We start from the raw sequence: 13,032 nt of genomic DNA on the forward strand, positions 1-13,032 counted from the left end.
GGTCGGGCCTGTTAGCGCCCGGCCGGCTGTAGCCGCATAAGGACCGACGTTTCCCATGTTGACCATCGCGCTATCCAAAGGTCGGATTCTCGACGATACCCTGCCGCTGCTGGCGGAAGCCGGTATTGTGCCGACCGAAAACCCGGACAAGAGCCGCAAGCTGATCATCCCGACGACTCAGGAAGACGTGCGTCTGCTGATCGTGCGCGCCACCGACGTGCCGACCTATGTCGAGCATGGTGCCGCCGACCTGGGCGTGGCCGGCAAGGACGTGCTGATGGAGTACGGTGGCCAGGGCCTGTACGAGCCGCTGGACCTGCAGATTGCCCAGTGCAAGCTGATGACCGCCGGCAAAGTCGGCGCTGCCGAGCCCAAGGGCCGTCTGCGCATCGCCACCAAGTTCGTCAACGTCGCCAAGCGCTACTATGCCGAACAAGGCCGTCAGGTCGATATCATCAAGCTGTATGGTTCGATGGAGCTGGCGCCGCTGATTGGCCTGGCCGACAAGATCATCGACGTTGTCGACACCGGTAACACCCTGCGTGCCAATGGCCTGGAACCCCAGGAACTGATTGCCACCATCAGCTCCCGGCTGGTGGTCAACAAGGCTTCGATGAAGATGCAGCACGCCCGCATCCAGAGCCTGATCGACACCTTGCGCCAGGCTGTCGAATCGCGACACCGCGGCTAAGACTTTCTACCTCCTGCGCGCGGCCTTCGCTGTCGCGCCCGTCTATCCGCGTCATAGCCAATTTTCTCGGGTGCCCGCGCGGATGGACTGGTAGCTTAGGGCGCCTGAGCATTCGCCATTTATGAGGCCCTCGCTATGACCACGTCCACTGCAATCGCCCGACTCAATGCCGCTGACCCGGATTTCGCCCGACATCTGGATCATCTGCTGAGCTGGGAAAGTGTCTCTGACGACGCGGTCAACCAGCGCGTACTCGACATCATCAAGGCCGTGCGCGAGCGTGGCGATGCGGCGCTGGTGGAGTTCACCCAGCGCTTTGATGGCGTGCAGGCGACTTCGATCGACGACCTGATCCTCGGTCGCGAGCGCCTGGAACTGGCCCTGACCCGCATCACCCCGGCCCAGCGCGAAGCCCTGGAAAAAGCCGCCGAGCGCGTGCGCAGCTACCACGAGCGACAGAAGCAAGACTCCTGGAGCTACACCGAAGCCGACGGCACTGTGCTTGGCCAGAAGGTCACGCCGCTGGATCGTGCCGGCCTGTATGTGCCGGGCGGCAAGGCGTCGTACCCGTCATCGGTACTGATGAACGCGATTCCGGCCAAGGTCGCCGGCGTTGGTGAAGTGGTCATGGTGGTGCCGACCCCGCGTGGCGAGGTCAATGAGCTGGTGCTGGCCGCCGCTTGCATCGCCGGTGTCGACCGGGTTTTCACCATCGGTGGCGCCCAGGCGGTTGCCGCCCTGGCCTATGGCACCGAAAGCGTGCCGCAGGTCGACAAGGTGGTCGGCCCGGGCAACATTTATGTCGCCACCGCCAAACGCCATGTGTTCGGTCAGGTCGGTATCGACATGATTGCCGGCCCGTCGGAGATTCTCGTGGTCTGTGACGGCCAGACCGATCCGGACTGGATCGCCATGGACCTGTTCTCCCAGGCCGAGCACGACGAAGACGCCCAGGCGATTCTGGTCAGCCCCGACGCCGAATTCCTCGACAAGGTCGCAGCCAGCATCGACAAGTTGCTGCCGACCATGGAGCGCGCCGAGATCATCAAGACCTCGATCAACGGCCGTGGTGCGCTGATCCAGGTGCGCGACATGCAGCAGGCCATGGACGTTGCCAACCGCATTGCCCCTGAGCACCTGGAGCTGTCGGTCGCCGACCCGCAGGCCTGGCTGCCGCAGATTCGCCACGCCGGCGCGATCTTCATGGGCCGCCACACCAGCGAAGCCCTGGGCGATTACTGCGCAGGCCCCAACCACGTACTGCCGACTTCCGGCACCGCGCGCTTCTCGTCGCCGCTGGGGGTGTATGACTTCCAGAAGCGTTCGTCGATCATCTTCTGCTCCGAGCAGGGCGCTTCCGAGCTCGGCCACACTGCCTCGGTACTGGCCCGTGGCGAGTCGCTGATCGCCCACGCCCGCAGCGCCGAATACCGCATCCTTGCCGACAAGAAGGGGAACTGAACATGAGTAAATTCTGGAGCCCCTTCGTCAAGGACCTGGTGCCTTACGTGCCGGGCGAGCAGCCAAAGCTGGCCAGGCTGGTCAAGCTCAACACCAACGAGAACCCCTACGGCCCGTCGCCCAAGGCGCTGGAAGCCATGCGCGGCGAACTCAACGACAACCTGCGCCTGTACCCGGACCCCAACAGCGACCTGCTAAAGCAGGCGGTAGCGGACTACTACGGTGTGCAGGGCAACCAGGTGTTCCTCGGCAACGGTTCGGATGAAGTGCTGGCGCACATCTTCCATGGCCTGTTCCAGCACGATGCGCCGTTGCTGTTTCCGGACATCAGCTACAGCTTCTACCCGGTCTACTGCGGCCTGTACGGCATCCCGTTTGAAGCAGTGGCGCTGGACGAGCAGTTCCAGATCCGTGTCGCTGACTACCGCAAGGCCAACGGCGGGATCATCTTCCCCAACCCCAACGCGCCGACCGGTTGCCTGCTGGCCCTGGAGGCCATCGAGCAACTGCTCGAGGCCAACCCCGACTCGGTGGTGGTGGTCGATGAAGCCTACATCGACTTTGGCGGCCAGACCGCCATCAGCCTGGTGGATCGCTACGACAACCTGCTGGTCACCCAGACCCTGTCCAAGTCGCGTTCGCTGGCCGGCCTGCGGGTAGGCCTGGCGGTCGGCCATCCGGACCTGATCGAGGCGCTGGAGCGGATCAAGAATAGCTTCAACTCCTATCCACTGGACCGTATGGCGATTGTGGGTGCGGCGGCGGCGTTCGAGGACCGTGCCTACTTTGAAGAAACCTGCCGCAAGGTGATCGACAGTCGCGAGAAGGTGGTCGCTGAACTCACTGCCCGTGGCTTTGAAGTACTGCCCTCGGCAGCCAACTTCATCTTTGCCCGGCACCCGCAGCAGGATGCCGCCGAACTGGCAGCGCGCCTGCGCGAGCAGGGGGTGATCGTGCGTCACTTCAAGCAGGCGCGGATCGCCCAGTTCCTGCGCATCACCATTGGTACCCCGGAGCAGAATCAGGCGTTGCTCGATGCGTTGAACTGATAGAGCACAGTCCTTGTCGCGGGGCAAGTCGAGGCTTCGCGACTTGCCCCGCGATGGATTTTACCGGTAACCTCCCTCTCTCAAATTCATCCGATGATTGGATGTCATGACCTTACTGATCAAACGCTCCCTGGTCGAACAAGCGGTCGAGCAACTGCGACAACGGGTTGCCAGCGGCGCCTGGACAGTGGGCCAGCGCCTGCCCACCGAGCCGGAACTGGCTGCTGAGCTCGGCATCAGCCGCAACACGGTGCGCGAAGCCATGCGTGTGCTGGCTTTCAGTGGCCTGGTCGAAGTTCGCCAGGGCGATGGCAGTTACCTGCGTACCGCCGTCGACCCGTTGCAGGCCCTTCAGGCGCTGTCACGCTGCGACCTGGAGCAGGCGCGGGAAACCCGCCATATCCTTGAAGCCGAGGCCATTGGCCTGGCCGCGCTGCGCCGCAGCGAAGAAGACCTGCAAGGGCTACGAGAGGCCCTCAAGCACAGCAGTGCGCATTTTCACGATGACCTGGAGCAATACATCGGTTGCGACCTGGTGTTCCACCAGCGCCTGGTGGATGCCGCGCATAACCCGGCGCTGAGCGAGTTGTATCGCTACTTTTCCGGGGTGGTGGCGGCCACCTTGCATCACAACCTGAGCCACGCTCCCCGCTGCCAGCTTGTGTTCGACCTGCACGGGCAGATTCTCGATGCCATCGAACAACGCGATCCGGACAAGGCCAAGGCCCTGAGCCGGACCCTGATCAACGAATCCTGACCTTGCGAGACTGCCATGGGCGATGAAACAACCCGAACTGCGGCGCCGGCCAACGGGCCGGAGCTGGAAGAACTGCTGATCGACGCCGAAGCCGACGACGAACAAGTGCAACAGCAACCGGTGCTGCTCAAGCGCCCCTGGCTGTTGCTGCTCGGCCTGGTGCTGGTGGCGCTGAACCTGCGTCCGGCGTTGTCGAGCATGGCGCCGCTGCTGGGCCAGGTCAGCGACAACCTCGGCTTGAGCGCTTCCCAGGCGGGCCTGCTGACCACCTTGCCGGTGCTTTGCCTGGGCTTGTTCGCGCCACTGGCGCCGGTGTTGGCGCGACGTTTTGGCAGTGAGCGGGTCATTCTCGGCATCCTTCTGGTACTGGCTGCGGGGATTGCCGTGCGCAGCGCCTTTGGCAGCACCGGGGTATTCGTCGGCAGTATCATGGCCGGGGCTAGCATCGGTGTGATCGGCGTGCTGTTGCCGGGCATCGTCAAGCGCGACTTCCCCAAGCATGCCGGGACCCTGACCGGCGTCTACACCATGGCCTTGTGCCTGGGCGCGGCAATGGCTGCGGGCGCCACCGTGCCCCTGAGCGAGCGCCTGGGCGACAGCTGGTCGCTGGGCCTGGGCTTCTGGTTGATCCCGGCCTTGCTGGCGGCGCTGATCTGGCTGCCCCAGGCCCGCCAGGGCCACGGCGCCCACAATGTGGCCTACCGTGTACGCGGCCTGCTGCGCGATCCGCTGGCCTGGCAGGTCACCCTGTACATGGGCCTGCAATCGTCGCTGGCCTATATCGTTTTCGGCTGGCTGCCGTCGATCCTCATCGGTCGCGGCCTGAGCCCCACCCAGGCCGGGCTGGTGTTGTCCGGCTCGGTGATCGTGCAGTTGCTCAGTTCGCTCAGCGCGCCGTGGCTGGCGACCCGTGGCAAGGACCAGCGCCTGGCCATTGTGGTGGTCATGCTCATGGCCCTGGCCGGCTTGTTCGGCTGCCTGTATGCGCCGCTGGAAGGCCTGTGGGGCTGGGCCATTGTCCTGGGGCTGGGGCAGGGCGGTACCTTCGCCCTGGCATTGACCCTGATCGTGCTGCGTTCCAAAGACGCTCACGTCGCCGCCAACCTGTCGAGCATGGCCCAGGGCATCGGTTACACCCTGGCATCGATGGGGCCGTTCGCGGTCGGCCTGGTGCATGACCTGACCGGCGGCTGGAACGCGGTGGGCTGGATCTTTGCCGTGCTGGGCATCGGCGCCATAGGCTTTGGCCTCAAGGCCGGGCGCAACCTGCATGTGCAGGTGGTCAGCGAGCGGGTTTGAGCAGACATTCGCCAGGCAAATGCCCATAGCTTTTTGCCACTTCGACGGACTATGGTGCAGGTCTATTGCCATGAACCGGACCTGCACCATGAGCGACGCCAATACTGCCCTGATCACCCGCTTCTACCAGGCCTTCCAGCGCCTGGACGCCGAAGCCATGGTCGCCTGTTACAGCGACGATATCGTTTTCAGTGACCCGGTCTTCGGTACTTTGCGCGGCAAGGATGCCGGTGACATGTGGCGCATGCTCACCACCCGCGCCAAGGACTTTACCCTGACCTTCGACACGGTACGCGCCGACGAGCGCGCTGGCAGCGCCCGCTGGGTCGCCCGCTACCTGTTCAGCCAGACCGGCCGCACCGTGGTCAACGACATCCAGGCACGCTTTGTGTTTCGGGACGGCAAGATCTGCGAGCACCACGACAGTTTCGACCTGTGGCGCTGGGCACGTCAGGCCTTGGGCACCACGGGGGTGCTGCTGGGCTGGTCGCCGCTGGTCCAGGGCAAGGTGCGCGCCCAGGCGCAGAAAGGCCTGCGGGCGTTTCAGGCGGGGCGCTGAGGCGCTAAGCTGTGCGCTTTGCCGTTGATAGTCACTAACGTGTCCGAGCCCATTGCCCAACCACCGAACAAACCCTGGTACGTCTACCTGGTACGCGCCGCCAATGGCTCGCTGTACTGCGGGATCAGCGACAACCCGGAGCGGCGCTTCCAGGCCCACCAGAAGGGCCAGGGGGCACGCTACTTCAGCACCAGCCCGGCAGTGGCTTTGGTCTATGTCGAGGCCTGGCCCGACAAAACCAAGGCGCTGCAACAGGAGCGGCTGGTGAAAAAGCTGCGCAAGAGTGCCAAGGAGGCGCTGGTGGCCTCCTGGGCGGGGCTCAGTCCTTGCGACGCTTGAGCTGATCGGTCAGTTGCGTCGGCAGGCCTTTGATGATCAGGGTGCCGGCTTCCTCGTCGTACTCGACCTTCGAGCCCAGCAAGTGCGCTTCAAAGCTGATCGACAGCCCTTCGGCACGGCCGGTGAAGCGGCGGAACTGGTTGAGCGTGCGCTTATCGGCGGGGATTTCCGGCGACAGGCCGTAGTCCTTGTTGCGAATATGTTCGTAGAAGGCCCGTGGGCGGTCTTCATCGATCAGCCCTGAGAGCTCCTCGAGGGTTACTGGCTCGCCGGCCTTGGTCTGGCTGGTGGCGTAGTCGACCAGGGTCTGGGTCTTCTCGCGGGCGGCTTCTTCGGGCAGGTCTTCGCTTTCGACAAAATCGCTGAAAGCCTTGAGCAGGGTGCGGGTCTCGCCCGGGCCGTCGACGCCTTCCTGGCAGCCGATGAAGTCGCGGAAGTACTCCGAGACCTTCTTGCCGTTCTTGCCCTTGATGAAGGAGATGTACTGCTTGGAGGCCTTGTTGTTCTGCCACTCGGAAAGGTTGATGCGCGCGGCCAGGTGCAGCTGGCCCAGGTCCAGGTGGCGCGACGGGGTCACGTCCAGCTCGGCGTTTACCGCCACGCCTTCGCTGTGGTGCAGCAAGGCGATCACCAGGTAATCGGTCATGCCTTGCTGATAGTGGGCGAACAACACGTGGCCGCCGACCGACAGGTTGGACTCTTCCATCAGCTTTTGCAGGTGCTCGACGGCGACGCGGCTGAAGGCCGTGAAGGTGCTGCCTTCGTCGAGGTATTCCTTGAGCCAGCCGCTGAACGGGTGGGCGCCGGATTCTGCGTGGAAGAAGCCCCAGGCTTTGCCCTGTTTGGCGTTGTAGCTATCGTTGAGGTCGGCCAGAAGGTTTTCGATGGCACCCGACTCGGCCAGTTCCGAGTCGCGGGCGTGCAGCACGGCGGGGCTGCCATCGGGTTTCTTGTCGATCAGGTGGACGATGCAATGACGGATCGGCATGGGATTCTCGGTTGAAAATGGGCGGTGCTGGCCGCGTTGCAAAGTCGCCAAGTGTACCTCAGCACAGGGGTGATTCAGCGGCCAGATGTTGGCAGATATGTCGGTTGTTTATTTTTTGTTCAAATTTTTGCGTTTTTTCGCGCAAACCCCCGAAAAACCTGCACATTTGCCCTGTGGGAGGCGGATATTTATCTATTCCTGTGGTAGTTTTGCCCGGTCTTGCGCCCCGTGTGTGGCGCATTGCTGGCAGACCGCTCGCGTCACGTCGAACCAAACGTCGTTTTACGTATCTACATACGCGATTGACGTGGCTGTAACACCGGACCGCCGGATCCCCCGCAGGTCTGGCTCGATGACTGACGTAGCACTCTGCATACTCACTGAATTTGATAGGGAAGGAACACCACCATGGCATTGACCAAAGACCAACTGATCGCCGATATCGCTGAAGCTATCGACGCGCCAAAAACCACCGCGCGTAACGCTCTGGAGCAACTGGGCCAGATCGTTGCTGATCAACTGGAAAATGGCAGCGAAATCACCCTGCCAGGCATCGGCAAACTGAAAATCACCGAGCGTCCTGCCCGTACCGGCCGCAACCCTTCGACTGGCGCTGCCATCGAAATCGCTGCCAAGAAAGTCGTCAAGTTCGTACCAGCCAAAGTGCTGACCGACGCTGTAAACAAGTAATTGTAAACAGCTCGACAAAAGCCGCGTCCGGGTTGCCCGGACGCGGTTTTTTTATGACTGGGTTTTGCTCCAGCGCTGCTGGCGCCAAGCCTGGCGCGCTGCGGCGTCCTGGAAGGTCCAGGCGATCATGCGGCTCTGTTTCTGCCCCTGGCCCATCTCCACCACCCGCTGTTCGGCCGCCCCGGCCTTTTTCAGCGCGGCCTGGATGCCGGGCAGGTTGGAGGCTTTCGATACCAGGCTGGTGAACCACAGCACCTGCTGGCTCAGGCTGACGCTCTCGGCCACCAACTGGCTGACGAAGCGGATCTCGCCGCCTTCGCACCACAGTTCGTTGTTCTGCCCGCCAAAGTTCAGCACCGGCAGCTTGCGCTTGGGATCGGCCTTGCCCAGTGCCCGCCATTTGCGCTGGCTGCCGCGGGTGGCTTCTTCGCGTGAGGCGTGGAAGGGCGGGTTGCACAGGGTCAGGTCGAAGCGCTCGTCGCTTTTGAGCAGCCCCAGCAGGATGTGCTTGCGGTTGCCTTGCTGGCGCAGGCTGATGGCCTTGCCCAGGCCATTGGCCTGGACGATGGCGCCGGCCGCAGCCAGTGCCGTGGCGTCGATGTCTGAACCGAGAAAGCGCCAGCGGTAATCGCTGTTGCCCAGCAACGGGTAGATGCAATTGGCACCGACGCCGATGTCCAGGGCCTGGACCTGCGCGCCACGGGGTATTTCGCCGCCGTTTTCGTCTGCCAGCAAGTCGGCCAGCACGTGTACGTAGTCGGCCCGGCCGGGGATTGGCGGGCACAGGTAGTCAGCCGGGATGTCCCAGTGCTGGATACCGTACTGGGCCTTGAGCAGGGCGCGGTTGAAGACCCTGACGGCATCCGGGTTGGCGAAGTCGATGCTCGGCTTGCCGTGGGGGTTGGTGATCATGAACTGGCCCAGCTGCGGGCTGCTCTTGATCAACTGGGGGAAGTCGTAGCGGCCCTGGTGGCGGTTGCGCGGGTGCAGGGTCGGTTTGTTGGTTGTGGTCATGTTGAGGTCCGGTGCAAAGCATCGCGGGTCAAGCCCGCTCCTACAGAGACTTCTGTGGGAGCGGGCTTGACCCGCGATGGCATCACTGAGGTCAGCGATCGTTACAAGGCGGCAATCCGCGCATGCTGCTCGGTGAAGTTGGCCAGGGCCTGTTCGGCTTCAGCCAGCTTGGCGCGTTCCTTGTCGATCACCGCAGGCGGTGCCTTGTCGACGAAGGCGGCGTTGGACAGCTTGCCGCCGACGCGCTGGACTTCGCCCTGCAGACGCTGGATTTCCTTGTTCAGGCGAGCCAGCTCGGCGTCCTTGTCGATCAGCCCGGCCATCGGCACCAGTACTTGCAGATCGCCGACCAGGGCGGTGGCGCTCAGCGGCGCCTCGTCCTGTTCGCCGAGCACGGTGAAGGACTCGATCTTCGCCAGCTTCTTCAGCAGCGCTTCGTTTTCCTGCAGGCGGCGCTGGTCTTCGGCGCTGGCGTTTTTCAGGAACAGTTGCAGTGGCTTGCCCGGGCCGATGTTCATTTCGCCGCGGATGTTGCGCACGCCGAGCATCAGCTCCTTGAGCCATTCGATATCGCCTTCGGCAGCGGCATCGATGCGGCTTTCATTGGCCACTGGCCATGGCTGCAGCATGATGGTCTTGCCTTGCGCGCCGGCCAGCGGCGCCAGGCGCTGCCAGATTTCTTCGGTGATGAACGGCATGAACGGATGGGCCAGGCGCAGTGCCACTTCCAGCACCCGAACCAGGGTGCGGCGAGTGCCACGGGCGCGTTCGACCGGGGCGTTCTCGTCCCACAGGACCGGCTTGGACAGCTCCAGGTACCAGTCGCAATACTGGTTCCAGATGAACTCGTAGAGCGCCTGGGCGGCCAGGTCGAAGCGGAACTGGTCGAGCTGGCGGGTGACTTCGGCTTCGGTGCGCTGCAGCTGCGAGATGATCCAGCGATCAGCCAGCGACAGCTCGTAGGCTTCGCCGTTCTGGCCGCAGTCTTCGCCCTTGTCCAGAACATAGCGCGCAGCGTTCCAGATCTTGTTGCAGAAGTTGCGGTAGCCTTCGACGCGGCCCATGTCGAACTTGATGTCGCGACCGGTGGAGGCCAGCGAGCAGAAGGTGAAGCGCAGGGCGTCGGTGCCGTAGCTGGCGATGCCTTCCGGGAACTCGGCCTTGGTCTGCTTGGCGATCTTCTCGGCAAGCTTTGGCTGCATCATGCCGCTGGTGCGTTTTTCCAGCAGTTCGTCCAGGGTGATGCCGTCGACGATGTCCAGCGGGTCAAGGACGTTGCCCTTGGACTTGGACATCTTCTGGCCCTGGCCATCGCGCACCAGGCCGTGCACATACACGGTCTTGAACGGTACCTGCGGGGTGCCGTCCTCGTTCTTCACCAGGTGCATGGTCAGCATGATCATCCGGGCAACCCAGAAGAAAATGATGTCGAAGCCGGTGACCAGCACGTCGGTGGAGTGGAACTTCTTGAGGAATTCGGTCTGCTGTGGCCAGCCCAGGGTCGAGAAGGTCCACAGGCCCGAGCTGAACCAGGTGTCGAGCACGTCGTTGTCCTGGTTCAGGACCACGTCGGCGCCGAGGTTGTGCTTGCTGCGCACCTCTTCTTCGCTACGGCCGACATAGACCTTGCCGGATTCGTCGTACCAGGCCGGAATACGGTGACCCCACCACAGCTGACGGCTGATGCACCAGTCCTGGATGTCGCGCATCCAGGAGAAGTACATGTTTTCGTACTGTTTGGGCACGAACTGAATGCGGCCGTCTTCGACGGCAGCAATCGCAGGCTCTGCCAGCGGCTTGGTCGACACGTACCACTGGTCGGTCAGCCACGGCTCGATGACGGTACCCGAGCGGTCGCCTTTCGGCACTTTCAGGGCGTGGTCGTCGACGCTGACCAACAGGCCGGCGGCGTCGAAATCGGCAACGATCTGCTTGCGCGCAACGAAGCGGTCGAGGCCTGCATACTGGGCCGGCAGGGTCGCGTCGATGCTGTCGTTGACGCTGCCGTCGAGGTTGAACACCTGGGCGGCCGGCAGGACGAAGGCGTTCTTGTCGAAGATGTTCAGCAGCGGCAGGTTGTGGCGCTTGCCGACTTCATAGTCGTTGAAGTCGTGGGCCGGGGTGATTTTCACACAGCCGGTGCCGAACTCAGGGTCGCAATAGTCGTCGGCGATGATCGGGATACGGCGGCCAACCAGCGGCAGCTCGACGAACTTGCCGATCAGCGCCTTGTAACGCTCGTCTTCCGGGTTCACGGCAACGGCGGCGTCGCCGAGCATGGTTTCCGGGCGCGTGGTGGCGACGATCAGGTAGTCCTTGCCGTCGGCAGTTTTGGCGCCGTCAGCCAGCGGGTAGCGCAGGTTCCACAGGTGACCCTTCTCGTCGTGGTTTTCCACTTCGAGGTCGGAGATCGCCGTGTGCAGCTTGGTGTCCCAGTTGACCAGGCGCTTGCCGCGGTAGATCAGGCCGTCTTCATGCAGGCGCACGAAGGCTTCTTTCACTGCTTCCGAGAGGCCGTCGTCCATGGTGAAACGCTCGCGGCTCCAGTCGACCGACGAGCCCAGGCGGCGAATCTGGCGGCTGATGTTGCCACCGGACTGATCTTTCCATTCCCAGACCTTTTCCAGGAACTTCTCGCGGCCCAGGTCGTGACGGTTCTGGCCTTTGGCTTCGAGTTGACGCTCGACCAGCATCTGCGTGGCGATACCGGCGTGGTCGGTACCTGGCTGCCACAGGGTGTTGCGGCCCTGCATGCGGCGGAAACGGATCAGGGCGTCCATGATCGCGTTGTTGAAGCCATGACCCATGTGCAGGCTGCCGGTGACGTTCGGCGGCGGGATCATGATGGTGTAGGAATCGCCCGCGCCTTGCGGAGCGAAATAATTCTCGGACTCCCAGGTGTTGTACCAGGAAGTTTCAATGGCGTGCGGCTGGTAGGTCTTATCCATGCGCGGCGGGACCCTTAGGCATTTATTCAGGAAAGCCGGAGAGTATAACGAAGCCGCAAGCTTCAAGCGACAAGCTGCAAGCTCAGAGCGCCGCACGGCTCTTGCAGCTTGTCGCTTGAAGCTTGTTACTGCTTTTTATTGGTTAAGCATGCGCTCAGGCTTGGCATCGAGGCGGCGCTTGATTTCGCTTTCGATATGCGGGGGGCAAACTTCAAGCGACAAGCTGCAAGCTCAGAGCGCCGCACGGTTCTTGCAGCTTGTCGCTTGAAGCTTGTTACTGCTTTTTATTGGTTGAGCAGGCGCTCGAGCCGGGCATCCAGGCGGCGCTTGATTTCGCTTTCGATATGCGGGGGGGCAAACTTCAAGCGACAAGCTGCAAGCTCAGAGCGCCGCACGGCTCTTGCAGCTTGTCGCTTGAAGCTTGTTACTGCTTTTTATTGGTTGAGCAGGCGCTCAAGCCTGGCATCGAGGCGGCGCTTGATTTCGCTTTCGATATGCGGGGCGAAATCGTTGATCACGTCCTGCATGATCAACTGGGCCGCCGCGCGTAGCTCGGCGTCCAGGTGCAGCAGGGTTTCCTGGCGCTTGGCCTGCGGGTCGGCTGGCGCTTCAGGCGCCGGCTGCGGCGCTGCTTCGGCCTCTTCGAGCAGCAGCGGGATCTGCTCCTCGACGGTGTCGGTCAATAGCGGCGGCTCAAGGGATGCATCGCCAAGCAGCTGGCGGATCGACTCCAGGTCGTCCAGCAGGTGCGCGATTGGGGCAGGGGAGTGGTTTGTCCATCGTCTTCAGAGTCGCTGTAAGCGGTGATCTTGCAGAGCATAGCCCTGTTCGCGGTAGAAACGGAAACTCTCTCGGGCCGCCTGACGAATCGCCGGCTCTTCGACCACGATCTCGCGATCCGGGCAAAGCGGAAGCGAACGCCGGTACCTTGAGGTCAAGGTTGATCAGCAGGTCCTGGTGGCTGCCGGCATCATCGCCAAGGCCCAGAGCGACGCTGCCCTGCGGGTTGTCTTCAGCCGCGTCGTGGGGCACGAAGGCCTCGCCCTTGAACGCCCACAGGCGCGCGTCCAGTTCATCGCGCTGGGCGGCGTCGCTGCAATGCAGGTAAACCCGGTGCCCCAGGCGCCAGGCCTTGTCGCACAGTTTGCAGGCGAAATCCAGGCGCGCCGAGGGCGCGGCGCTGGGCAATATGTAGAAATCGACTTTGCTCATGGTCTGCCTGCCGGCCGGCTACGCC

12 protein-coding genes and 1 pseudogene are annotated in these 13,032 nt (G+C 62.9%); 8 read left to right on the forward strand and 5 right to left on the reverse strand.

Annotated elements, in window-relative coordinates:
* The first annotated feature begins 55 nt into the window (after positions 1-55).
* From hisG to BLR26_RS27010, 7 genes are all read left to right on the forward strand, one after another.
* On the forward strand, positions 56-691 hold the full coding sequence (hisG, locus tag BLR26_RS26980; RefSeq protein WP_038996931.1) for an ATP phosphoribosyltransferase: 636 nt from the start codon (positions 56-58) through the stop codon (positions 689-691).
* 135 nt (positions 692-826) lie between these two features.
* The gene (gene hisD, locus BLR26_RS26985) at positions 827-2,152 is read left to right on the forward strand and encodes a histidinol dehydrogenase (RefSeq protein ID WP_093388183.1); all 1,326 of its coding nucleotides are present in this window, start codon (positions 827-829) and stop codon (positions 2,150-2,152) included.
* A 2-nt stretch (positions 2,153-2,154) separates the two neighbouring features.
* Complete coding sequence (gene hisC, locus BLR26_RS26990; protein WP_093388186.1) at positions 2,155-3,201, forward strand: histidinol-phosphate transaminase; 1,047 nt, start codon at positions 2,155-2,157, stop codon at positions 3,199-3,201.
* Between the two features lie 106 nt (positions 3,202-3,307).
* Positions 3,308-3,958 (forward strand): FadR/GntR family transcriptional regulator, encoded by a 651-nt coding sequence (locus tag BLR26_RS26995; protein WP_093388189.1) that lies wholly within the window; start codon positions 3,308-3,310, stop codon positions 3,956-3,958.
* Positions 3,959-3,973: 15 nt separating this feature from the next.
* Complete coding sequence (locus BLR26_RS27000; protein ID WP_093388192.1) at positions 3,974-5,257, forward strand: CynX/NimT family MFS transporter; 1,284 nt, start codon at positions 3,974-3,976, stop codon at positions 5,255-5,257.
* Positions 5,258-5,345: 88 nt separating this feature from the next.
* Entirely contained in the window at positions 5,346-5,816 is a 471-nt protein-coding gene (locus BLR26_RS27005) for a nuclear transport factor 2 family protein (RefSeq protein ID WP_093387155.1), read from the forward strand.
* Between the two features lie 39 nt (positions 5,817-5,855).
* Positions 5,856-6,155, forward strand: a complete 300-nt coding sequence (locus BLR26_RS27010) for a GIY-YIG nuclease family protein (protein ID WP_045196374.1) — start codon at positions 5,856-5,858, stop codon at positions 6,153-6,155.
* Here BLR26_RS27010 and yejK read toward each other — a convergent pair.
* A complete protein-coding gene (yejK, locus tag BLR26_RS27015; RefSeq protein WP_045196375.1) occupies positions 6,136-7,143 on the reverse strand; it encodes a nucleoid-associated protein YejK in 1,008 nt (335 codons plus the stop codon). The two genes, BLR26_RS27010 and yejK, sit on opposite strands and share 20 nt — an antisense overlap.
* A gap of 408 nt (positions 7,144-7,551) precedes the next feature.
* On the opposite strand from yejK, the gene BLR26_RS27020 reads away from it, so the two are divergent.
* A complete protein-coding gene (locus BLR26_RS27020) occupies positions 7,552-7,833 on the forward strand; it encodes an HU family DNA-binding protein (protein WP_009398256.1) in 282 nt (93 codons plus the stop codon).
* Between the two features lie 51 nt (positions 7,834-7,884).
* Here BLR26_RS27020 and rlmF read toward each other — a convergent pair whose 3' ends face one another.
* The 4 genes and pseudogenes from rlmF to BLR26_RS27040 all read right to left on the reverse strand — a co-directional run bounded on the left by rlmF (position 7,885) and on the right by BLR26_RS27040 (position 13,007).
* A complete protein-coding gene (rlmF, locus tag BLR26_RS27025) occupies positions 7,885-8,847 on the reverse strand; it encodes a 23S rRNA (adenine(1618)-N(6))-methyltransferase RlmF (RefSeq protein WP_093387145.1) in 963 nt (320 codons plus the stop codon).
* 101 nt (positions 8,848-8,948) lie between these two features.
* Entirely contained in the window at positions 8,949-11,795 is a 2,847-nt protein-coding gene (locus BLR26_RS27030) for a valine--tRNA ligase (protein ID WP_045196381.1), read from the reverse strand.
* A gap of 434 nt (positions 11,796-12,229) precedes the next feature.
* Positions 12,230-12,550, reverse strand: coding sequence for a DNA polymerase III subunit chi (locus BLR26_RS27035; protein WP_093388195.1), 321 nt, complete (start codon positions 12,548-12,550; stop codon positions 12,230-12,232).
* 30 nt (positions 12,551-12,580) lie between these two features.
* Positions 12,581-13,007 (reverse strand): annotated as a pseudogene (locus BLR26_RS27040) (DNA polymerase III subunit chi).
* Positions 13,008-13,032 lie beyond the last annotated feature (25 nt).

It is taken from the genome of Pseudomonas sp. UC 17F4 (assembly GCF_900101695.1).
In the GTDB taxonomy this organism is placed as follows: Bacteria; Pseudomonadota; Gammaproteobacteria; order Pseudomonadales; family Pseudomonadaceae; genus Aquipseudomonas.